At 71.0% G+C, this 22,060-nt stretch carries 17 protein-coding genes; 1 reads left to right on the forward strand and 16 read right to left on the reverse strand.

Annotation, left to right across the window (positions count from 1 at the left end; translation table 11 throughout):
- Positions 1–537 precede the first annotated feature (537 nt).
- On the forward strand, positions 538–3,675 hold the full coding sequence (gene ileS, locus KBY47_RS01335) for an isoleucine--tRNA ligase (RefSeq protein WP_210918956.1): 3,138 nt from the start codon (positions 538–540) through the stop codon (positions 3,673–3,675).
- 190 nt (positions 3,676–3,865) lie between these two features.
- Here the strand turns inward: ileS and KBY47_RS01340 are convergent, their stop codons facing one another.
- The 16 genes from KBY47_RS01340 to rsmH all read right to left on the reverse strand — a co-directional run bounded on the left by KBY47_RS01340 (position 3,866) and on the right by rsmH (position 21,755).
- Complete coding sequence (locus tag KBY47_RS01340) at positions 3,866–5,038, reverse strand: DivIVA domain-containing protein (protein WP_210918957.1); 1,173 nt, start codon at positions 5,036–5,038, stop codon at positions 3,866–3,868.
- 52 nt (positions 5,039–5,090) lie between these two features.
- Complete coding sequence (locus tag KBY47_RS01345) at positions 5,091–5,381, reverse strand: YggT family protein (RefSeq protein WP_004932337.1); 291 nt, start codon at positions 5,379–5,381, stop codon at positions 5,091–5,093.
- Positions 5,382–5,432: 51 nt separating this feature from the next.
- Positions 5,433–6,074 carry a cell division protein SepF gene (locus tag KBY47_RS01350; RefSeq protein WP_210918958.1) on the reverse strand — a complete coding sequence of 214 codons (642 nt, stop codon included), beginning with the start codon at positions 6,072–6,074 and terminating at the stop codon, positions 5,433–5,435.
- Between the two features lie 129 nt (positions 6,075–6,203).
- Positions 6,204–6,923 carry a YggS family pyridoxal phosphate-dependent enzyme gene (locus KBY47_RS01355; protein ID WP_210918959.1) on the reverse strand — a complete coding sequence of 240 codons (720 nt, stop codon included), beginning with the start codon at positions 6,921–6,923 and terminating at the stop codon, positions 6,204–6,206.
- A 6-nt stretch (positions 6,924–6,929) separates the two neighbouring features.
- Positions 6,930–7,637 (reverse strand): peptidoglycan editing factor PgeF, encoded by a 708-nt coding sequence (gene pgeF / locus KBY47_RS01360; RefSeq protein WP_374103049.1) that lies wholly within the window; start codon positions 7,635–7,637, stop codon positions 6,930–6,932.
- Positions 7,638–7,663: 26 nt separating this feature from the next.
- Positions 7,664–8,854 carry a cell division protein FtsZ gene (ftsZ, locus tag KBY47_RS01365; RefSeq protein ID WP_210918961.1) on the reverse strand — a complete coding sequence of 397 codons (1,191 nt, stop codon included), beginning with the start codon at positions 8,852–8,854 and terminating at the stop codon, positions 7,664–7,666.
- A gap of 288 nt (positions 8,855–9,142) precedes the next feature.
- Entirely contained in the window at positions 9,143–9,946 is an 804-nt protein-coding gene (locus KBY47_RS01370) for an FtsQ-type POTRA domain-containing protein (protein WP_210918962.1), read from the reverse strand.
- A gap of 25 nt (positions 9,947–9,971) precedes the next feature.
- Entirely contained in the window at positions 9,972–11,069 is a 1,098-nt protein-coding gene (gene murG, locus KBY47_RS01375) for an undecaprenyldiphospho-muramoylpentapeptide beta-N-acetylglucosaminyltransferase (RefSeq protein WP_210918963.1), read from the reverse strand.
- 6 nt (positions 11,070–11,075) lie between these two features.
- The gene (gene ftsW / locus KBY47_RS01380) at positions 11,076–12,434 is read right to left on the reverse strand and encodes a putative lipid II flippase FtsW (protein ID WP_210918964.1); all 1,359 of its coding nucleotides are present in this window, start codon (positions 12,432–12,434) and stop codon (positions 11,076–11,078) included.
- Positions 12,435–12,529: 95 nt separating this feature from the next.
- The gene (gene murD / locus KBY47_RS01385; protein WP_210918965.1) at positions 12,530–13,948 is read right to left on the reverse strand and encodes a UDP-N-acetylmuramoyl-L-alanine--D-glutamate ligase; all 1,419 of its coding nucleotides are present in this window, start codon (positions 13,946–13,948) and stop codon (positions 12,530–12,532) included.
- Positions 13,930–15,021, reverse strand: coding sequence for a phospho-N-acetylmuramoyl-pentapeptide-transferase (gene mraY / locus KBY47_RS01390; RefSeq protein WP_210919156.1), 1,092 nt, complete (start codon positions 15,019–15,021; stop codon positions 13,930–13,932). Before mraY ends, murD begins: the two co-directional genes overlap by 19 nt.
- Entirely contained in the window at positions 15,021–16,442 is a 1,422-nt protein-coding gene (gene murF / locus KBY47_RS01395; protein ID WP_210918966.1) for a UDP-N-acetylmuramoyl-tripeptide--D-alanyl-D-alanine ligase, read from the reverse strand. Before murF ends, mraY begins: the two co-directional genes overlap by 1 nt.
- Positions 16,443–16,446: 4 nt before the next feature.
- On the reverse strand, positions 16,447–17,967 hold the full coding sequence (locus KBY47_RS01400) for a UDP-N-acetylmuramoyl-L-alanyl-D-glutamate--2,6-diaminopimelate ligase (RefSeq protein ID WP_210918967.1): 1,521 nt from the start codon (positions 17,965–17,967) through the stop codon (positions 16,447–16,449).
- A 207-nt stretch (positions 17,968–18,174) separates the two neighbouring features.
- Positions 18,175–20,130, reverse strand: a complete 1,956-nt coding sequence (locus KBY47_RS01405) for a penicillin-binding protein 2 (RefSeq protein ID WP_308405001.1) — start codon at positions 20,128–20,130, stop codon at positions 18,175–18,177.
- A 5-nt stretch (positions 20,131–20,135) separates the two neighbouring features.
- On the reverse strand, positions 20,136–20,777 hold the full coding sequence (locus KBY47_RS01410; RefSeq protein WP_210918969.1) for a hypothetical protein: 642 nt from the start codon (positions 20,775–20,777) through the stop codon (positions 20,136–20,138).
- 21 nt (positions 20,778–20,798) lie between these two features.
- Positions 20,799–21,755 (reverse strand): 16S rRNA (cytosine(1402)-N(4))-methyltransferase RsmH, encoded by a 957-nt coding sequence (gene rsmH / locus KBY47_RS01415; protein ID WP_210918970.1) that lies wholly within the window; start codon positions 21,753–21,755, stop codon positions 20,799–20,801.
- Positions 21,756–22,060: the final 305 nt, after the last annotated feature.

Raw genomic sequence — 22,060 nt, forward strand, 5'->3', positions numbered from 1 at the left:
CGCCACCATGGCCGCGGCCCCTTCACATATTGTGATCTTGCACGCGAATCGTGCTGGGACGATAAATCGACTTCAGTCCCGCGGCAACCGGGCACGCCGCCCGGTTCGTCCGGCCCGTGACCCCACCGCGACCGGCATGCATCCGTTGTGCCCAGCTCCCCGCCGGGTAACCACCCGGCCCTGCCGCGCCGAAATCCGGTCGGCCACTGTCCGCGGGGCGCCGTACACTGGGCGGAGCGAAAAGCGTCGATGGGGACGAGTAGCGTCGTAGGCAGCCCAGAGCGACCCGGGGACGGTGTGAGCCCGGGGGTGAGCGCGGCGTGAAGATCACCCCGGAGCCGCCGGAAGAAAGCCGAGCCCGCGAGGGACGGCGAGTAGACCCGGCATCGCGACCCCAATGAGGGGGCTCACCGGTGCACACCCCGCACCGGAGGGCCAAGGAGGGTGGTACCGCGGGAGCGCGCCGACGGCGCAGGAAAGACACAGCTCTCGTCCCTCCGGACGGAAGGCAGCAAGTCCGCCGGAGGAAGTTCGCTGATGACATCGCCTACGTACCGCCAGGTGCCCGCCCAGGTAGACCTGCCCGCCCTCGAGCACGCCGTGCTCGACTTCTGGCGCGAGCAGAAGATCTTCGCCAAGAGCCTGGAGCAGTCCGAGGGCCGCCCCGAGTGGGTCTTCTACGAGGGCCCGCCCACCGCCAACGGCATGCCGGGCGCCCACCACATCGAGGCGCGCGTCTTCAAGGACGTCTTCCCCCGCTTCCGCACCATGCGCGGCTACCACGTGGCCCGCAAGGCGGGCTGGGACTGCCACGGCCTGCCGGTGGAGCTGGCGGTCGAGAAGGAGCTGGGCTTCAGCGGCAAGCAGGACATCGAGGCGTACGGCATCGCCGCGTTCAACGACAGGTGCCGCGAGTCGGTGACCCGCCACACCGACGCCTTCGCCGAGCTGACGACCCGCATGGGCTACTGGGTCGACCTCGACGAGGCGTACCGCACGATGGACCCCGAGTACATCGACTCGGTCTGGTGGTCGCTGAAGGAGATCTTCAACAAGGGCCTGCTGGTCCAGGACCACCGCGTCGCCCCCTGGTGCCCCCGCTGCGGCACCGGCCTGTCCGACCACGAGCTGGCGCAGGGCTACGAGACGGTCGTCGACCCGTCCGTCTACGTCCGCTTCCCGCTCACCTCGGGCCCGCTCGCGGGCGAGGCGTCCCTCGTGGTCTGGACGACCACGCCCTGGACGCTGGTCTCCAACACGGCCGTGGCCGCCCACCCCGAGGTCACCTACGTCGTCGCGACCGACGGCGAGGAGAAGCTCGTCGTCGCCGAGCCGCTGGTCGGCAAGGCGCTCGGTGACGGCTGGGAGCCCACCGGGCAGTCCTTCACCGGCGCCGAGATGGAGCGCTGGACCTACCAGCGCCCCTTCGAGCTGGTCGAGTTCCCGGCGCCGGCCCACTTCGTCGTCAACGCCGAGTACGTCACCACCGAGGACGGCACCGGTCTGGTCCACCAGTCCCCCGCCTTCGGTGAGGACGACCTCAAGGTCTGCCGCTCCTACGGCCTGCCCGTGGTGAACCCGGTCCGCCCGGACGGCACCTTCGAGGCGGACGTGCCCCTGGTCGGCGGCGTCTTCTTCAAGAAGGCCGACGAGAAGCTCACCGAGGACCTCGGCGAGCGCGGCCTGCTCTTCAAGCACCTGCCGTACGAGCACAGCTACCCGCACTGCTGGCGCTGCCACACCGCGCTGCTCTACTACGCCCAGCCGTCCTGGTACATCCGCACCACGGCCATCAAGGACCGCCTCCTCCAGGAGAACGAGAACACCAACTGGTTCCCGAACACGGTCAAGAACGGCCGCTACGGCGACTGGCTCAACAACAACATCGACTGGGCCCTGTCCCGCAACCGCTACTGGGGCACCCCGCTGCCCGTCTGGCGCTGCGAGGACGACCACCTCACGGTCGTCGGGTCCCGCGCGGAGCTGACCGAGCTGACCGGCACCGACCAGTCCGGCCTCGACCCGCACCGCCCGTACATCGACGACGTGACCTTCGCCTGCCCGAGCTGCGCCAAGACGGCCACGCGCGTGCCGGAGGTCATCGACGCCTGGTACGACTCGGGTTCCATGCCGTTCGCGCAGTGGGGCTACCCGTACAAGAACAAGGACCTGTTCGAGTCCCGCTACCCGGCGCAGTTCATCAGCGAGGCCATCGACCAGACCCGCGGCTGGTTCTACACGCTGATGGCGGTCGGCACCCTGGTCTTCGACAAGTCGTCGTACGAGAACGTCGTCTGCCTCGGGCACATCCTCGCCGAGGACGGCCGGAAGATGTCCAAGCACCTGGGCAACATCCTCCAGCCGATCCCGCTCATGGACCAGCACGGCGCGGACGCGGTGCGCTGGTTCATGGCGGCCGGCGGCTCCCCCTGGGCGGCCCGCCGGGTCGGTCACGGCACCATCCAGGAGGTCGTCCGCAAGACACTCCTCACGTACTGGAACACGGTCGCCTTCCAGGCCCTGTACGCGCGCACGTCGAACTGGGCGCCCTCCGAGGCCGACCCGGCCCCGGCCGACCGCCCGCTGCTGGACCGCTGGCTGCTGTCCGAACTGCACGCGCTCACCGACCAGGTGACCCAGTCCCTGGAGTCGTACGACACCCAGCGCGCGGGCAAGCTGCTCTCCGCGTTCGTCGACGACCTGTCGAACTGGTACGTACGGCGTTCCCGGCGCCGCTTCTGGCAGGGCGACAAGGCGGCGCTGCGCACCCTGCACGAGGTCGTCGAGACGGTCACCAAGCTGATGGCCCCGCTGACCCCGTTCATCACCGAGCGGGTCTGGCAGGACCTGGTCGTCCCGGTGACCCCGGGCGCCCCGGAGTCGGTGCACCTGGCGTCATGGCCGGAGGCCGACCTCACCGCCATCGACCCGGACCTGTCGAGGCAGATGGTGCTGGTGCGCCGCCTGGTGGAGCTGGGCCGCGCCACGCGCGCGGAGTCCGGTGTCAAGACCCGTCAGCCGCTGCGCCGGGCCCTGATCGCGGCGGCCGGCTTCGACGCGCTCTCCCCCGAACTGCACACGCAGATCACCGAGGAGCTGAACGTCGAGTCCCTCGCCTCGCTGAGCGAGGTCGGCGGCAGCCTCGTCGACACCACCGCGAAGGCCAACTTCCGCGCGCTGGGCAAGCGGTTCGGCAAGCGCGTCCAGGACGTGGCCAAGGCCGTGGCGAACGCCGACGCGGCGGCGCTCTCCCTCGCCCTGCGCGAGGGCACGGCGTCGGTGGAGGTCGACGGTGAGACGATCACCCTCGCGCCCGACGAGGTCATCATCACCGAAACCCCGCGCGAGGGCTGGTCGGTGGCGTCCGACGCGGGTGCCACGGTCGCCCTCGACCTGGAGATCACCGAGGAGCTGCGCCGGGCCGGACTCGCCCGGGACGCGATCCGGCTGATCCAGGAGGCCCGCAAGAACAGCGGCCTCGACGTGGCCGACCGGATCGCGCTGCGCTGGACCGCCACGGACCCGGCGACGATGGCCGCGCTGTCCGAGCACTCGGGCCTGATCTCCGACGAGGTGCTCGCCACGGACTTCGCCCAGGGCGAGGCGGACGACAGCTACGGCTCCGCCTTCTCGGACGAGGGTCTGTCGCTGACGTTCCGCCTGCGCAAGGCGTAGGCGACACGAGGCGCGAGCGCGCAGGGCGCGCGGGCAAGTCCCGCGCGCCCTGCGGCGGTCCACACGAGTACTGCGTCAACACGAGTAGAGGTCAACACGGGTAAAAGGGGCGGGCCCCGGATCGGAATCCGGGGCCCGCCCCTTTTGAACGCTGCCGACGCCTACGGCGTACTACTGGCCGTGCAGGCCGTCAGTTGTCGTCCTCGTCGATGAGGAACCCGCGCATCGGCGAGGGCGCCTGCCCCATCGGCGACGGACCCTGCGGACGCACCGGCGCCATCGGCTGGGTCATCGCGGGCGACATCTGCTGCTGACCGCCGTAGGACGGACCCGTCGGGCCCGGGCCGCCGTTGCCCATGCCCTGGTTGCCGCCGTAGGACGGCGCACCGGCACCGGCCGGAGCCATCGAGGGCGCCGGGGACGGCGGCAGGGAGGCCGTGGCAGGGGTGCGCGGCGGGGCGAGCGAGTCGTCGGCCTGGGTCTCCAGCTGGCGCAGCTGCGACTCCAGGTAGGACTTCAGCCGCGTGCGGTACTCGCGCTCGAAGCCGCGCAGGTCCTCGACCTTGCGCTCCAGCGTGGCGCGGGCGGACTCAAGGGAGCCCATCGCGACGCGGTGCTTCTCCTGCGCGTCCCGCTCCAGGGCGTCGGCCTTGGCACGGGCGTCACGCTCCAGACCCTCGGCACGCGAACGGGCCTCGCCGACGATCTTGTTGGCTTCGGCGCGCGCCTCGGCGATCGCCTGGTCGGCGGTCTGCTGGGCGAGCGAGAGAACCCGGGCGGCGCTGTCGCCACCGGGGCCCTGACCGGGCATGCCGGGGCCACCGTGGCCCGGACCGCCCATGGGACCGCCCATCGGGTGTCCCATCTGGCCCTGCATCGGGCCCTGGCCCATGGGACCCTGACCCATCGGGCCGGGACCCTGCGGACCCTGCCCACCCGGGCCGGGGGGCAGCTGCGGAGCACCGCTGGGCAGCTGGGGCGGGCCACCCATGGGGCCACCCATCTGCTGCTGCGGCGGGCCCGATATGCCGGCGGGGACGGGAGCGCCCGGACCGCCGGGACCACCGGGACCCCCAGGGCCGCCTGGTCCCCCCGGGCCGCCGGGACCAGGACCGCGCATGCCCTGCTGCGGGTGCTGCTGGTCCTGCTGCTCCGGGGGCTTGCGCATGTTCTGCTGGTTCTGCGCGGCGGCGCGAGTGGCCGCGGCCAGCTTGGCGCGCAGGTCCTCGTTCTCCCGGAGCAGACGGGTCAGTTCGGCTTCGACCTCGTCGAGGAAGGCATCGACCTCGTCCTCGTCATAGCCTTCTCGGAGGCGGACGGTCGTGAACTGCTTGTTCCGCACGTCCTCGGGGGTCAACGGCATCTCTTCACCTCAACGTAGTCATCGGCAGTCGGCAAGACCGGATCGTCCACTGTCACCTCGCGAGATTGCCCACGATAGAGATCAAGATGTAGACGATGATCATCAGTACGAAGAAGGACAGGTCGAGCGCCACGCCCCCGAGACGCAACGGCGGGATGAACCGCCGCAGAAGCTTCAGCGGTGGATCGGTGACAGTGTAGGTGGCCTCCAAGACGACCACCATCGCCTTGCCGGGTTGCCACGAGCGGGCGAACTGGAAGACGTAGTCCATGACCAACCGGAAGATCAGCACGATGAGGAACACCATCAGCGCGATGTAGATCACCTGCGCGAACACGCTCATGGCCTGTCTTTCCCTCTCCCCTGTTTCCTGCTACTGCCGGTCTGTCTTGTCTCAGCTCTGGTTGAAGAACCCGCCCTCTGCGATGCGGGCCTTGTCCTCCGCCGTGACATCGACGTTAGCAGGCGACAACAGGAACACCTTCTGCGTCACCCGCTCGATACTGCCGTGAAGACCAAACACCAGACCGGCCGCAAAGTCGACAAGTCGCTTGGCGTCTGTGTCATCCATCTCAGTCAGATTCATGATCACCGGGGTGCCTTCACGGAAGTGTTCCCCGATGGTACGGGCCTCGTTGTAGGTCCGTGGGTGAAGCGTGGTGATCCGGTAAGGCTCTCGTTCCGACACGACCTTGGGCATGATCACCGGTGCGTTCTTCTCCAGGCTTGCGCGTTCTTGTGTGATGGACGCCACGGGCGCGATGCGCGCCGGACGCCCGGATTCCGCGGCGAGCGAAGCGGAGCGGGGCACCGGGTCGCGGGGCGCGGACGGCTGTACGACTCGTACCTCTTCGTCCCTTTGGGGCTGGTGTGAGCCGTGCGACTGGTGGGACGGCTCGTGACGCCGGTGGTCCCGCTCGGGCTCCGGGTCCAGCTCCGGTTCGAAGTCGTCATCGGGGTCGAATCCCCGGCCGTCGTATCCATCGTCCTCCACGAGGCCGAGGTAGACCGCCATCTTGCGCATCGCGCCGGCCATGCTCTGAGTCCTCCGCTCTGTGGTGGATCGGCTGACGACTGCCAAGTGCCCGCGATCCACGAGGTCGTTATGCCCGCCTTTCGACGGTAATGACCATATATTCTGCTGTGGTCCGACTTCTTGGCGACGTTACCCGAGCCGTGCGCGGACTCCGAGTACCGCGCTGCCGACGCGCACATGTGTCGCTCCGGCCGCCACGGCCTGTTCGAGGTCCGCACTCATTCCTGCCGAGACCATGTTGGCAGCCGGATGACTTCCGCGCAGGTGGGTCGACAAATCCATCAACCGCTCGAACGCGGCCCGTTCGCGTCCGGCGTACTCGCCGGTGAGGGGCGCGACGGTCATCAATCCGGCGAGCCTGAGCCCTTCGGCGGCGGCCACCCGGTCGGCCAACTCCTCGATCCCGCCCGGCGCCACCCCGCCGCGCTCCCCCCGGCCGCTCTCCCCCGCGTCCAGCGCGACCTGGATCAGGCAGCCGATCTCACGTCCGGCGCGCACGGCCTCCTTCGACAGGGCCGTCACCAGCCGGGAACGGTCGACGGACTGCACGAGATCGGCGTAACCGACCACCGATCGCACCTTGTTGGTCTGCAACTGACCCACGAAGTGCCAGGTGAGAGGGAGATCCGCGCACTCGGCGGCCTTGGGGGCGGCGTCCTGGTCACGGTTCTCGGCGACATGCCGCACGCCGAGTTCGGCCAGGATCCGCACATCACTGGCGGGGTAGGTCTTGGTGACCACGATCAGGGTCACCTCCTCGCGCCGGCGCCCGGCGGCCGCGCAGGCGGCGGCGATGCGTTCCTCCACCTTCGCGAGGTTCGCGGCGAGTTCGTCCTTACGGTCCGTCATGCCCCATCAGCCCAGCCAGACATAGCCCGCGAGGCGCCCGGTGACGCGGTCGCGGCGGTACGAGAAGTGATCGGCCGACTCCAGCGTGCACACCGGCGACTGCTCCCGGTCGCACACCCCGAGCCGGTCGAGCTGCGCGTGCACCCCCGCGGCCACGTCGACCGCCGGAGTGCCCCAGCTCGTTTCGGCGTACGCCGCCGGTTCCACGGCGGCCACCTCGGCGCGCATCGTCTCCGGCACCTCGTAACACCGGCCGCAGACGGCGGGGCCGGTGCGGGCGACGATCCGGGACGGCTCGGCGCCCAGTTCCGTCATCGCGCGTAGCGCGGCGGGGACGACGCCCGCGACCAGGCCGGGACGGCCGGCGTGCGCCGCGGCGGCGACCCCGGCGACCGGGTCGGCGAGCAGGACGGGCACGCAGTCGGCGGTGAGCACCGCGAGCGCCAGCCCCCGCCCGGTGGTGACGATCGCGTCGGCCTCGGGAACCGGCCGCTCCCCCCAGGGACCGTCGACCACCGCCACCTCGGCGCCGTGCACCTGGTTCATCCAGACCACCCGGCCCGCGTCGAGCCCGAGGGACTTGGCGGCGAGTTCGCGGTTGGTGCGTACGGCGCCGGGGTCGTCGCCGACCGCGCCGCCGAGGTTCAGCTCCTCGTACGGAACGGCGCTCACCCCGCCCCACCGGTCGGTGAAGGCGAAGTGCGCGCCGTTCACGGTGCTCTTGCCGGAGCGCTTCCCTATCACTTCAGGAAGTCCGGGACGTCCAGTTCCTCGGCCGCGCTGTCCGTGTAGCTGCGCGACGGCGGCACCGGCGGCTGGGCCTGGATCTCACTCACCGGCTCCGGGGCGGGCTCCGGCTCCTCCTTGGGCTTGACGCTGCCGAGCGAGCCGAAGGCCGGGCGGCTCTCGGCGGGCCGTACCGGCGTGGGCTCCTCGCGCTTGGCGGAGGAGGAACCGAGGACGGTGTCCCGCTTGGCCGGGGGCTGGCCGCCGTCGAACCCGGCCGCGATCACGGTGACCCGGACCTCGTCGCCGAGGGCGTCGTCGATGACCGCGCCGAAGATGATGTTGGCCTCGGGGTGGGCGGCCTCGCTGACCAGCTGGGCGGCCTCGTTGATCTCGAACAGGCCGAGGTCGGAGCCGCCGGAGATGGAGAGCAGGACACCGCGCGCCCCGTCGATGGAGGCCTCCAGCAGCGGCGAGGAGATCGCCATCTCGGCGGCGGCCACCGCGCGGTCGTCGCCGCGCGCCGAGCCGATGCCCATCAGCGCCGACCCGGCCTCGGACATGACCGACTTCACGTCGGCGAAGTCGAGGTTGATGAGACCGGGGGTGGTGATGAGGTCGGTGATGCCCTGGACACCGGAGAGCAGGACCTGGTCCGCCGACTTGAAGGCGTCGAGGACGGAGACCTGGCGGTCCGAGATGGACAGCAGCCGGTCGTTGGGGATGACGATGAGGGTGTCGACCTCTTCGCGGAGTTCGGCGATGCCGTCCTCGGCCTGGTTGGCCCGGCGCCGCCCCTCGAAGGTGAACGGGCGGGTGACCACGCCGATGGTGAGGGCACCGAGGGAACGCGCGATGTTGGCGACGACGGGCGCGCCGCCGGTGCCGGTGCCGCCGCCTTCACCGGCCGTGACGAAGACCATGTCGGCCCCCTTGAGGACCTCCTCGATCTCCTCGCGGTGGTCCTCGGCGGCCTTGCGGCCGACGGCCGGGTTGGCTCCGGCGCCGAGTCCGCGGGTGAGTTCGCGGCCGACGTCCAGCTTGACGTCGGCGTCGCTCATCAACAGCGCCTGTGCGTCCGTGTTGATGGCGATGAACTCGACACCCTTGAGACCGACCTCGATCATCCGGTTGATGGCATTGACACCACCGCCGCCGACACCGATGACTTTGATGACTGCGAGGTAGTTCTGCGGTGCTGCCACGTCGAAGGCCTCTCGCCTCGAGTTACGTGTCGCCGCATCGTCGTGGGCGCTGCGCCCCCGCGATCCGACGACTGATGCCGAATGGGACGGTCCGTATCGCCGACCCGAACCCTAACGTTGAAGTTTAGGGTTACCAGTGTGTCTGTTCCCTGGAGTCTTCTGAACAGGACACTAAGTCGACAAGTGGCGCACGTTCAACGAACACGCCGAACCTCCCGTTTTTCTTTTCACCCTATGTGATCAGGCGTAGCGCTGCCCAACCAGGGTGCTGGCCTGCGCGGATGTGCGTCAACTCCCCGATGACGCCGGGGCGGTGGGAACGCTGACGTCGAAGTGCCGCGCCCCGGGCGCCGCTTTCATCAGGGCGGTGAGCGTACGGGCCTTCGCGGCGCCCTTCTCCGCGCTTCCCCAGGAGACGGTCCGGCCGCCGCTCAACTCCAGCGAGATGGCGTCGTAGGAACGGACCTTGAGGGTCCGGGTGTCCCGGGCGACGCGGTCCGGCAGGACGCCCGCGACGCGTACCGCCTCACGCACGAGCCGTTCCTCGCCGAAGCGCCTGAGGCTCGCTCCGGCGGAACCGGAACGGGACAGGGTCAATTTCAGGAGCGGAACACCTTTGGTGGCCCGGGAAACCGTGGCGAATCGGACACCTTCGTCGTCGACTTCCAGGAATCCACCCCTGTCGCCGGGATTCTCCAGCAACAGGACCGGGGTGCGTTCGACGACTTTCAGCCCGATTCCATGCGGCCAGGAACGGACCACGTCAACCGAGTCAATTCGGGGCAATTTCTCGCGAAGTCGGGCCTCGATGCCCTCGGTGTCGACCGAGACGAGCGGCGCTCCGACCGGTACGTCGGCGGCCTCGCGCACCTGCTCGGGCGTCAGCACACGCGTCCCGGAGACGGTCACCCGCTCCACGCGCAGCCACTGCGAGCCGTACAACAGCCAGCCGCCGCCCGCCCCGAGCAGCACCAGGGCGAGCCCGAGGATGATGATCGTACGGACGCTCGGCGGTCGCAGCCGCCGGGCGGGAGGCGGGCCGGACGGTTCCTGCTGACGTGCACCGCGCTCGGCGGTGGTCGGTCCGGCCACGCTTCCTGCCTTCCGTCGTACGTCGCTAACGATGCGCGCGGTTGGCCGCGATCGCCTCGTACACCATGCCGACGAGGAGGTCGTCGGCGTCCCGGCGGCCGAACTCACCGGCGGCACGGGACATCTCGTACAGCCGGTGCGGGTCGGCGAGCACGGGCAGCACGTTCTGCTGCACCCACTCCGGGGTGAGTTCCGCGTCGTCGACCAGCAGCCCGCCGCCGGCCTTGACCACCGGCTGGGCGTTCAGCCGCTGTTCGCCGTTGCCGATGGGCAGCGGGACGTAGGCGGCCGGGAGCCCGACGGCGGAGAGTTCGGCGACGGTCATCGCGCCCGCACGGCAGAGCATCATGTCGGCCGCGGCGTACGCGAGGTCCATCCGGTCCACGTACGGTACCGGGATGTACGGGGGCATCCCCGGCATCTGGTGCACCTGCGGCAGTTCGTTCTTGGGGCCGACCGCGTGCAGGATCTGGATCCCGGCCTGCTGGAGCCAGGGCGCGACCTGCTGGACGACCTCGTTGAGGCGCCGGGCACCCTGCGAGCCGCCGGAGACCAGCAGGGTCGGCAGGTTCGGGTCGAGGCCGAACGCGGCGCGCGCCTCGGGGCGTACGGCGGCGCGGTCCAGGGTGGCGATGGAGCGGCGCAGCGGGATGCCGATGTAACGGGCGTTCCGCAGCTTGCTGTCGGGGGTGGAGACGGCGACCTGGGCGGCGTACCGGGAGCCGATCTTGTTGGCGAGGCCGGGGCGGGCGTTCGCCTCGTGGATGACGATCGGCACGCCGAGGCGCTTGGCGGCCAGGTAGCCGGGCAGGGCGACATAGCCGCCGAAGCCGACCACGGCGTCCGCCTTGGTGCGCTCCAGGACCTGCTCGGCGGCCTTGATGGTGCCGCGCAGCCGGCCCGGGACGGTGATCAGCTCGGGGGTCGGCTTGCGGGGCAGCGGTACGGCCGGGATCAGCGCCAGCTCGTAGCCCCGCTCCGGCACCAGCCTGGTCTCCAGGCCGCGCTCCGTGCCCAGGGCCGTGATCCCCACGGTGGGGTCCTGCCTGCGCAGGGCGTCCGCGAGGGCGAGCGCGGGCTCGATGTGGCCGGCGGTCCCCCCACCGGCGAGTACGACATGCACCGAAATTCACCGCTCTCCGGACGAGCGCGCCGGGGCGCGCCGTCGCATCGTGTTCCATCTCCGGGGGCTCCGTTCCGAACCCGGTCCCCCAGCCCCCCGCTTTCTACCAAAGCGGGGTTGCCGCATCGCAAGCGCCGCCCGCGCAGCGGGCTCGTCCCGCGCGAAGGCGATCAGCAACCCGATGGCGAACATGGTCGGCAGCAGGGCGGATCCCCCGTAGGAGAACAGCGGGAGCGGGACGCCGGCGATCGGCAGCAGACCGAGCACCGCACCGATGTTGATCACGGCCTGGGCCGTGATCCAGGTGGTCACGCCTCCCGCGGCATACCTCACGAAGGGGTCCTCCGTGCGTCCGGCCACGCGGATACCCGCATAGCCTAGAGCGGCGAAGAGGGCGAGTACCGACAGCGTCCCCGCCAGGCCCAGTTCCTCACCGGTGACGGCGAAGATGAAGTCGGTGTGCGCTTCAGGGAGTTGGCCCCATTTTTCCACACTCGCCCCGAGTCCGGAACCGAAGAGTCCGCCGGAGGCGAGGGCGTAGATGCCGTGCACGGCCTGCCAGCAGGAGCCGTCCTCGCCCATCTCCGTGGCGCCGATGCAGGCGAACCGGTCCAGACGGTTGGAGTTGGTCCTGATCAGCACCGAGCCGATCAGCGCGGCGACCGCCAGCACGCCGACGAACAGCCGGGTGGGCGCGCCCGCCAGCCACAGCAGGCCGAACAGGATCGCCGTCAGGATGATCGCCGTACCCATGTCGCCGCCGAGCATGATCAGGCCGAGCAGCATGAAGGCGACCGGGACCAGTGGCACCAGCATGTGCTTCCACTGGGCGAGCAGCCTCTTGTCCTGTTTGCGGGCGAGCAGGTCGGCGCCCCAGAGCACCAGCGCGAGCTTGCCGAACTCGCTGGGCTGGAGCTGGAAGGGGCCGCCCACGGAGATCCAGTTCTGGTTGCCGTTGACCGCCATCCCTATCCCCGGCACCTGCACCAGCGCCATCAGGAACACGGCACCGGCCAGCATCGGGTAGGCCAGCGCGCGGTGCAGCTTCACCGGCATCCGGGAGGCGGCGTACAGGAGCACGGCACCGAGTACGGCGGCCAGCAGCTGCTTGCGGAAGAAGTAGGAGCCCGGCAGCGACAGCTCAAGGGCCTTGATCTGGGAGGCCGAGTAGACCATCACCAGGCCCAGCACGGTGATCAGCAGGCTGCCGCCGAGGATCAGGTAGTACGCGGTCAGCGGCCGGTCCCAGGCGCGGCGCGCGCGGGTGCTCAGCCGGACGAACGGGTTCTCGCGCGGGGGGCGGGGTGCGGCGGGGCGGCGCGCGGCCCGCTGGACGGGCGGACGGCCGGTGCGGCTACCGGGCATGGGTGCCTCCGGTGTACGCCGCTTCCGGCCGTGCCGGCGTCGTGCGCTTCGCGCGTACCACGGTCCCTCCCAAGGTCGCCCGGCAGGCGGCCGGGTCAGGCGCCGAGTTCGCGAACCGCCTCCGCGAACGCGTCACCGCGCTGGTTGTAGTTGGTGAACATGTCCATGGAGGCGCAGGCGGGGGCGAGCAGCACCGTGTCACCGGGCTCGGCGAGCCGTCGCGCCTCCTGGACTGCCTGGAGCATCGCCCCAGTGTCGGTCCGCCCGACGTCGACGACGGGTACTTCCGGCGCGTGTCGCGCGAGGGCCTCGCGGATGAGTCCGCGATCGGCGCCGATCAGGACGGCGCCGCGCAGGCGCTTCGCCGACCTGGCGACCAGTTCGTCGAAGGTCGCGCCCTTGGCGAGTCCGCCCGCGATCCACACCACCGGTTCGTAGGCCGCCAACGAGGCTTCCGCGGCGTGGGTGTTGGTGGCCTTGGAATCGTCGACGTAGGCGACGCCGTCCACGTCCGCGACATGGGCGATGCGGTGGGCGTCCGGCCGGAACGCCCGCAGCCCGTCACGTACGGCGGTGGCGGGCACCCCGTAGGCGCGGGCGAGGGCCGCCGCGGCAAGGGCGTTGGCGATGTTGTGCGGGGCGGGCGGCTGGACGTCGGAGATCTCGGCCAGCTCCTGCGCGTTGGCGTGCCGGTCCTCGACGAAGGCACGGTCGACCAGGAGGCCTTCCACGACACCGAGTTGGGAGGGTGCCGGGGTGCCGAGGGTGAAGCCGATGGCCCGGCAGCCCTCCTCGACGTCCGCCTCCCGCACCAGGTCCTCGGTCGCCTTGTCCGCGACGTTGTAGACGCAGGCGACCCGATTGCCCTCGTAGACACGCCCCTTGTCCTTGGCGTACGCCTCCATGGAGCCGTGCCAGTCGAGGTGGTCGGGGGCGAGGTTGAGGACGGCGGCGGAGTGGGCGCGCAGGGAGGGCGCCCAGTGCAGCTGGTAGCTGGACAGCTCCACCGCGAGGACGTCGTACGGCTCGTCGCCGAGGACGGCGTCCAGCAGCGAGACGCCGATGTTGCCGACGGCGGCGGTGCGCAGGCCCGCCGCGCGCAGGATGGACGCCAGCATCTGGACGGTGGTGGTCTTGCCGTTGGTGCCGGTGACCGCCAGCCAGGGGGCGGCGTCCGGGCCGCGCAGCCGCCAGGCGAGTTCTACGTCGCCCCAGATGGGGACGCCCGCCTCGGCGGCCGCGGTGAACAGCGGCTTGTCCGGCTTCCAGCCGGGCGCGGTGACGATCAGTTCGGTGCCCTCGGGCAGGGAAGCGCCGTCGCCGAGGCGGACGGTGATGCCGAGCGCCTGAAGCTCGGCGGCCTGTGCCCGCGCCCGCTCGTCGGCGCCGTCGTTGACGACGGTGACGTGCGCGCCGCGGGCGTGCAGCACCTTGGCCGCCGGGACGCCGGAGACGCCGAGTCCGGCGACGGTGACGCGCTTGCCCTGCCAGTTGGTCACTTGTCCGCTGCCCATCCCGCGTAGAAGAGGCCGAGTCCGACAATCACACAGATGCCCTGGATGATCCAGAAGCGGACCACCACAAGGACCTCGGACCAGCCCTTGAGTTCGAAGTGGTGCTGGAGCGGTGCCATCCGGAAGACCCGCTTACCGGTCATCCGGAAGGAACCGACCTGGATGACCACCGACATGGTGATCAGCACGAACAGGCCGCCCAGGATGGCCAGCAGCAGCTCCGTGCGGGAGCAGATGGCCAGGCCCGCGAGGACACCGCCGAGGGCGAGCGAGCCGGTGTCGCCCATGAAGATCTTGGCCGGTGAGGTGTTCCACCACAGGAAGCCCAGGCAGGAACCCATCAGCGCGGAGGAGACGACCGCGAGGTCGAGCGGGTCGCGCACCTCGAAACAGGCGCCCGGGTTGGTCAGCGTCAGCGCGTTGGCGCAGGACTCCTGGAACTGCCAGACGCCGATGAAGGTGTAGGCGCCGAAGACGAGCACGGAGGCGCCGGTGGCCAGACCGTCCAGACCGTCGGTCAGGTTCACGCCGTTGGACATCGCCAGGATCATGAACAGCGCCCAGACCACGAACAGCACCGGGCCGATCGTCCAGCCGAAGTCCGTGATGAACGACAGCTTGGTGGAGGCCGGGGTGTTGCCGCGGTTGTCCGCGAACTGGAGCGCGAGCACCGCGAAGGCGATGCCCACGATCAGCTGGCCCGCCATCTTCGCCTTGGCCCGCAGACCCAGCGACCGGCGCTTGACGATCTTGATGTAGTCGTCCAGGAAGCCGACCAGGCCCATCCCCGCCATCAGGCCGAGCACCAGCAGACCCGAGAAGGTCGGCGACGCGTCCGCCTCCGGGTCCAGGGAGACCGTGATCACCTTGGCCAGGAAGTAGGCGATGATCGTCGCCAGGATGAAGGCGATACCGCCCATCGTCGGCGTACCGCGCTTGCTGGCGTGCTCGCGCGGGCCGTCGTCGCGGATGTACTGGCCGTATCCCTTGCGGGCCAGCAGCTTGATCAGCAGCGGGGTGCCGATCAGCGTCAGGAACAGACCAATGACTCCCGCGAACAGGATCTGCTTCATCATCGGGCGGCGACCTCACCCTCGGCACCGGTCTGGAGCAGCGCCTGGGCAACGCCCTCGAGACCGACCGAACGGGACGCCTTCACGAGCACGACGTCCCCTGGGCGCAACTCGCTGCGCAACAGGTCGACCGCCGCCTGTGCGTCGGACACGTGCACCGACTCCTCACCCCACGAACCCTCGTTATATGCGCCCAGTTGCAGCCAGGCGGCTTCCCTGCCCCCGACCGCGACGAGCTTGCTGACGTTGAGCCGGACGGCCAGCCGTCCGACCGCGTCGTGCTCGGCGAGCGCCTCGTCCCCCAGCTCGGCCATCTTGCCGAGCACCGCCCACGTACGGCCCCCTTTAGCCCGTGAGGCTTTGCCCATGGCCGCCAACGCACGCAGCGCGGCTCGCATGGACTCGGGGTTCGCGTTGTAGGCGTCGTTGACGACCGTCACGCCGTCCGGGCGCTCGGTGACCTCCATCCGCCAGCGGGAGAGGGAGTCCGCCTCGGAGAGCGCGGTGGCGATCTCTTCCGCGGACATGCCCAGCTCATGGGCGACGGCGGCCGCGGCGAGCGCGTTCGACACGTGGTGCTCACCGTACAGGCGCATGGTCACATCGCTGCACCCGGAGGGTGTGTGAAGGCTGAAGGAAGGCTGTCCGGTGTCCGTGAGTCGTACGTTCTCGGCGCGTACGTCCGCTTCGTCGGCCTCGCCGAAGAGGACCACCTTCGCCTTCGTACGGGAGGCCATGGCGCGTACGAGGGGATCGTCGGCGTTCAGGACCGCCGTACCGTCTTCCGGAAGCGCTTCCACGAGTTCGCCCTTGGCCTGCGCGATCTGCTCCCGGCCGCCGAACTCGCCGATGTGGGCGCTGCCGACGTTCAGCACCACGCCGACCCGAGGGGGCGTCAGGCCGGTGAGGTAGCGGATGTGCCCGATGCCCCGGGCGCCCATCTCCAGGACGAGGAACCCGGTCTCCTCGGTGGCGCTGAGCGCGGTCAGCGGCAGGCCGATCTCGTTGTTGAGCGATCCCGGTGTGAACACCGTCGGCGCCTTGCGCCGCAGCACCTGCGCGAGCAGGTCCTTGGTGCTGGTCTTGCCCGCGGAGCCGGTGAGGCCGATCAGCGTGGCGCCGAGCCGTGCGACGACCTCCCGCGCGAGCGCGCCGAGCGCCGCCTGTACGTCGTCCACGACGATCGCGGGCACGTCGACGGGACGGGACGCGAGGACGGCCACCGCCCCCGCGTCCACCACCTGCCGTGCGAAGTCGTGGCCGTCGACGCGTTCACCGGCGAAGGCGGCGAAGAGGCTGCCTGGCTCCACCTCGCGGGAGTCCCGGACGACCGGTCCGGTGACGCGGACCGACGGATCCGGTATGTCGTGCGTCTGCCCGCCGACGACTGCTGCGATCTCGGCGAGAGAGAGGGCGATCACAAGTTCATCCCTGGGTCTGCTGGATTGCTTCCCGAAGCACCTGGCGGTCGTCGAACGGACGGACCACCCCGGCGATGTCCTGGCCCTGCTCATGCCCCTTGCCGGCGACCAGCACGGTGTCCCCGGGCCGGGCGCGGCCCACCGCGGCGGCGATCGCGGCGGCCCGGTCCTCGAACAGGAGCACCTCGCCGCGCTCGTGCACCGGCACGGACGCCGCCCCCTGGAGCATGGTGGCGAGGATCGCGAGCGGGTCCTCGGAACGGGGGTTGTCGGAGGTCAGTACGGCCGTGTCGGCGAGCCGGGCCACGGCGGCGCCCATGGGGGCGCGCTTGGTGGTGTCACGGTCGCCGCCGCAGCCGAGCACCACGTGCACCCGGCCCTCGGTGACCTTGCGCAGGGCGCGCAGCACCGATTCGACGGCGTCGGTCTTGTGGGCGTAGTCGACGACCGCGAGATACGGCTGTCCGGCGTCCACCCGCTCCAGACGGCCCGGTACGCCCGGCACCGCGGCGATGCCGTCGGCGGCGGTCTGCGGGTCGAGCCCGGCCGCCGCGAGGGCGACCAGGGCGGCGAGGGTGTTGGCCACGTTGAACGGGCCCGGCAGCGGCGACCTGGCCCGGATGCGCTGTCCGCCGGGGCCGACCGCGGTGAACGGCGAGTCCAGCGGGCCGACCTGGACGTCCTCGGCGCGCCAGTCGGCGTCGGGGTGCCCCTCGGCGGAGAAGGTGACGACCGGGACGGTCGCCTCCTTGGCGAGCCTGCGGCCGTACTCGTCGTCGACGTTGACCACGCCGAGCCTGCTGCGTTCAGGCGTGAACAGCTGCGCCTTGGCCTGGAAGTAGTCCTCCATGCCGGAGTGGAACTCCATGTGTTCCGGGCTGAGGTTGGTGAACACCCCGATGTCGAAGACACAGCCGTCGACCCGGCCGAGCACCAGGGCGTGGCTGGAGACCTCCATCGCGACCGCCTCGACGCCGCGCTCGCGCATGACGGCGAACAGGGCCTGGAGGTCGGTGGCTTCGGGGGTGGTGCGCTCGGACTTGATGCGCTCCTCGCCGATGCGCATCTCGACGGTGCCGATGAGCCCGGTGGCGTGCGCGGTGCGCAGTCCGCCCTCGACGAGATAGGCGGTGGTGGTCTTGCCGGAGGTGCCGGTGATGCCGATCTGGAGCAGACCGTCACCGGGGTGGCCGTAGATGGTGGTGGCCAGTTCGCCCATCCGCGCGCGCGGGTCGTCGACGACCAGCACCGGGAGCCCGGTGGCGGCGGCGCGTTCGGCGCCGCCGGGGTCGGTGAGCACCGCGGTGGCGCCCAGACCGGCGGCCTGGGCGACGAAGTCGGCGCCGTGCGCGCGGGCGCCGGGCAGGGCGGCGTACAGGTCACCGGGGCGGACGGCGCGCGAGTCATGGGTGATGCCCGTGATCTCGGCGGTGGCCCGGGGGGCGGTGACACCCAGCTGTCCGGCCAGTTCCGCGAGGGGTGTGGCGGAGACCGTGGCCGGTCGCGGCGGTCCCGGGTAGGTCACGGGACCGCCCTTCTGGGTGGTTTGGGACTGATCAGCGTGTGGCACGGCGGTGAGCGTACCGGGCGCACCCGCCTCGGAGCTAAAAGGGGGCCGCGGGGTGCTCTGGTTCCCGGGGTCGGGGGTGATCGTGGTCACGGGTGGTTCCTGGTGGCTCGGGTGCTTGCCGATCGGCCGGGTCCGGTCCTGGGGAACCGGCCCGGCTGTCGATCATGGCCGGAAAGTGACGGGCAGCTTCGCGGGGGCGGACCCGGTCGGCGGGACCTGGAGGGTCTTGAGGGCGAACTCCATGACCTGCTTGTAGATGGGCCCGCAGATCTGACCGCCGAAGTAGCTGCCCTCGGTGGCGTTCTGGATGGCGCAGTAGACGGTGACTCGGGGCTTGTCGGCGGGCGCGAAACCGGCGAAGGAGGACGTGTAGCCGCGGTACTTGCCGGTGTCCGGATCGACGCGGTTGGCGGTGCCGGTCTTGCCCGCGACGCGGTAGCCGGGGATGCGCGCCTTGGTGCCGGTGCCCTCCTCGTCGTCCACGACCGACTCCAGCATCTTGGCGAGGGTCTTCGCCGTGTCCTTGCCGACCACCCGGGTCTTCTCCGGCTCCGGTGCGGGGGTGAAGCGGCCGTCGGGGCCCTTGGTGCCGCGCACCAGCGACGGCTCGATCCGGACGCCGCCGTTGGCGATGGTCGAGTAGACGGACGCCGCCTGCATGGCGTTGATGGACACGCCCTGCCCGAAGGGGATCGTGAACTGCTGCGAGGTCGACCACTGGTCCGGCGGCGCGAGGATGCCCTGGGTCTCCCCGGGGAAGTCCAGGCCGGTGGGGCTGCCGAGGCCGAACTTGCGCAGGTAGGAGTAGAGGATCCGGTTGGACTCGGCCTGCGAGTCGCCGAGTTGGCCGACGGCCAGGATGGTGCCGATGTTGCTGGACTTGGCGAGGACGCCGTTCAGGGTCAGGTACCAGGTCTCGTGGTCGATGTCGTCCCGGAACAGCCGGTCGCCGCGGTGCAGCCGGTTGGGCACCACGACATGGGTGTCGGGGGTCGCCGCCTTCTCCTCCAGCACGGCGGCCATCGACATGAGCTTGGCCGTGGAGCCGGGCTCGAAGGCGTCCTGGAGGGCCGCGTTGCCCATCGCGGTGGCGTCGGCCTGGGAGAGGTCGTTGGGGTCGAAGCCGGGCGAGTTGGCCATGGCGAGGATCTCGCCGGTGCGGGTGTCCTGGACGATCACGTAGCCGCGGTCCGCCTTGGACTTCTCCACCTGCTCGGCGATGGCGTTCTGCGCGGCCCACTGGATGTCGCGGTCGATGGTCAGTTCGACGTCGGAGCCGGGCACGGCGGGCGTCTCCCGGGAGCCGACCGTGGGCACCTGGTGGCCGCCGGACTGGGCGTAGCGGATCTCGCCCGGCTTCCCGGCGAGCACCTTGTTCAGCTGCTGCTCGACCCCGCCGCCGCCCCTGCCCTCGGCGTTGACCCAGCCGAGTATCCCGGCGGCGAGTTCGCCGTTGGGGTACACGCGCTTGCTGCTGGGGTCGGAGAAGACGCCCGCGAGCACGTTGACCGTGGAGTCGTCGTGCTCGGCCTTCTTGGCGAGGGCCGTCTTCAGGTCCTTGATCTGCTTCCACACCGCGGGGGTCTGGCGGCGGGCCAGCAGGACGTACCGGGTGTTCTTCGTCCGCAGCTTCTCGGCGAGCACGGCCTGGTCCTGCCCGAGGATCGGCGCGAGCAGCTCCGCCGCCCGCTCGGGCCCGTCGCCGATCTCCAGCTGCTCGCGCGTGAACATCGTCGGGTCGGCCGTGATGTCCTCGGCGTCGTCGCTGGTGGCCAGCGCGATGCCGTTGCGGTCGGTGATCTGGCCGCGCTCGGCGGCCAGCGTGTGCACGACGTACCGGTTCCGCTCGGCCTTCGCGGCGTACGCGCTGGCGTCGACGGCCTGCACCTGGAGCAGCCGCACGGTGAACACCAGGAGTACGACGGTCAGCCCGAGGCCGACCATCCGCAGCCGGGGCCGGGGACTGCCCAGCCGCAGCGGCCGGGCGGCGGCCGGGCCGCGCGGCGGTGCGGGCCTGCGGGGCGGACGCGCACCGGGCCCCGGCCGTGACCGGCCCCCGGCTCGAACGGGCCGGGCGGGCCCGGGCACCCGTCGACGCGGCGCTTCCCTGTCGGACACTTCCGTCACCTGCCGGGGGTAGGGGTTGGGGTCGGGGTGGTGCCGGGGGCGGCCGGGGGGCCTGCCGGGATCTCCGATGCGGCCGGGGCCTCCGGGACGCCCTCTGGGTCTGCCGGGGCCTGTGGGGCTGCCGGGGCTTGCGATGTCTCTGAGGCGGTCGGGGTCTCCGGAACCGCCGTCGGGTCCGGGTACGCGGTGGGTCCCGTCGGCATCGCCTCGGGCGCCAGGACCAACGGGGTGTACGCCGACGTGCTCCGCGCCGGACCGGGCACACCCTTGACCTTGCCGTCGGGGTCGAGGAAGGCGGGGTCGCCGCCGGGGACCATGCCCAGCTCACGGGCGCGGCGCTGAAGGGCGGCGGGGGCGGCGTAGGCGTCGATGTCCCGGCGCAGCGACTGCTCCTCGTCGGTGAGTTCCTTGGTCTCCTTCTTGAGGTCGTCCAGCCGGAACGAGCCCTCGCTGAGCGCGGAGTTCAGCACCAGCAGCCCGATCAGCCCGCCCCCCAGGAGCACGACGACGAGCAGCACGAACGGCGTCCTGGCCGCCTGGTTGTGCCCCCTGCCCCGGCCGGGCCCGTGTCCCGGTCCGGTCGGGATGAGCCGGGCCAGCCGGGCGGCCCGCCCCCTCAGTTCGGGTTTCCTACCCACGCGCCCTCCCCCGTGTCGGGCTCACTCGACGTCCTCCCTGATGCGCTGGGCCGCGCGCAGTCGTGCCGGGGCCGCCCGGCGGTTGTCGGCGACCTCCTCCTCGGTGGGAAGTTCGGCACCGCGCGTGAGCAGCTTGAGCCGGGGCTGGTAGCGCTCGGGGACGACGGGCAGACCGGGCGGCGCCGTGGTGGCGGCCCCGGCCGCGAAGACCTGCTTGACCAGCCGGTCCTCCAGGGAGTGGTACGACAGCACGGCGATCCGGCCGCCCACGTCGAGCGCCTTCACCGCCGCCGGGACGGCCCGCTCCAGCACCGACAGCTCGCCGTTGACCTCGATCCTGAGCGCCTGGAAGGTGCGCTTGGCGGGGTTGCCGCCGGTGCGCTTGGCGGCCTGCGGCAGGGCGTCGCGGATCAGCTCGACGAGCCGGGCGCTGGTGGAGAACGGTTCCCTCTCCCGCTCGCGCACCACGGCGGCGACGATCCGTTTGGCCTGCTTCTCCTCGCCGTACGCCCGCAGGATGCGGACCAGTTCGCCGGGCGGGTAGGTGTTGAGGACCTCGGCCGCGCTGATGCCGGTCGTCTGGTCCATGCGCATGTCGAGCGGGGCGTCCTGGGCGTAGGCGAAGCCGCGGTCGGCCTCGTCGAGCTGCATGGAGGAGACCCCGAGGTCGAACAGGACGCCCGCCACGTGCGGGATGCCCAGCCGCCCGAGCACCTCGGGCAGTTCGTCGTAGACGGCGTGCACCAGGGTGGCCCGCTCACCGAAGGGCGCGAGCCGCTCCCCGGACAGCCGCAGCGCCTCCTTGTCGCGGTCCAGGGCGACGAGCCGGGCCTCGGGGAAGCGGGCGAGCAGGGCCTCGCTGTGGCCGCCGAGGCCGAGGGTGCAGTCGACGACGATCGCGCCGGGCCGCTCCAGGGCGGGCGCCAGCAGGTCCAGGCACCGCTGGAGCATCACCGGGACGTGTCGACTCTGTCCCACCCGTCGCCCACCACCGCCCTTATTCGAATGCGCTTCGCGCACCATTGATCGTGGGGCCTCTCAGTTCCGGCACGCCCGCACGCACCGCCGGGTCCCCGCCCGCTCACGAAGGGGAGGCCTGCCGGCGCCGGAAGCGTCAGCCGGCCGGAGCGGGTGGAGGCCGAGCCGTACGTACGCGGCGCGCACGCGGGGAGATCTCCGGAACACCGCCGGGGTCTCGGGGGATCAGTCCAGCGGGGAGAACCTCGCCTCCCGCTTCGCGTCACTTTAGTCCACCGTGTCTCGCGGTCAATCAACCGGCCTGC

It is taken from the genome of Streptomyces sp. B93, assembly GCF_018070565.1.
Taxonomy (GTDB): Bacteria; Actinomycetota; Actinomycetes; order Streptomycetales; family Streptomycetaceae; genus Streptomyces.

What these genes read in the sequence shown, in the direction of transcription:
- ileS (WP_210918956.1), top strand. Translation starts at nt 538, where the DNA reads ATGACATCGCCTACGTACCGCCAGGTGCCCGCCCAGGTAGACCTGCCC.
- KBY47_RS01340 (WP_210918957.1), bottom strand. Translation starts at nt 5,038, where the DNA reads ATGCCGTTGACCCCCGAGGACGTGCGGAACAAGCAGTTCACGACCGTC.
- KBY47_RS01345 (WP_004932337.1), bottom strand. Translation starts at nt 5,381, where the DNA reads ATGAGCGTGTTCGCGCAGGTGATCTACATCGCGCTGATGGTGTTCCTC.
- KBY47_RS01350 (WP_210918958.1), bottom strand. Translation starts at nt 6,074, where the DNA reads ATGGCCGGCGCGATGCGCAAGATGGCGGTCTACCTCGGCCTCGTGGAG.
- KBY47_RS01355 (WP_210918959.1), bottom strand. Translation starts at nt 6,923, where the DNA reads ATGACGGACCGTAAGGACGAACTCGCCGCGAACCTCGCGAAGGTGGAG.
- ftsW (WP_210918964.1), bottom strand. Translation starts at nt 12,434, where the DNA reads ATGCCCGGTAGCCGCACCGGCCGTCCGCCCGTCCAGCGGGCCGCGCGC.
- murD (WP_210918965.1), bottom strand. Translation starts at nt 13,948, where the DNA reads ATGGGCAGCGGACAAGTGACCAACTGGCAGGGCAAGCGCGTCACCGTC.
- mraY (WP_210919156.1), bottom strand. Translation starts at nt 15,021, where the DNA reads ATGAAGCAGATCCTGTTCGCGGGAGTCATTGGTCTGTTCCTGACGCTG.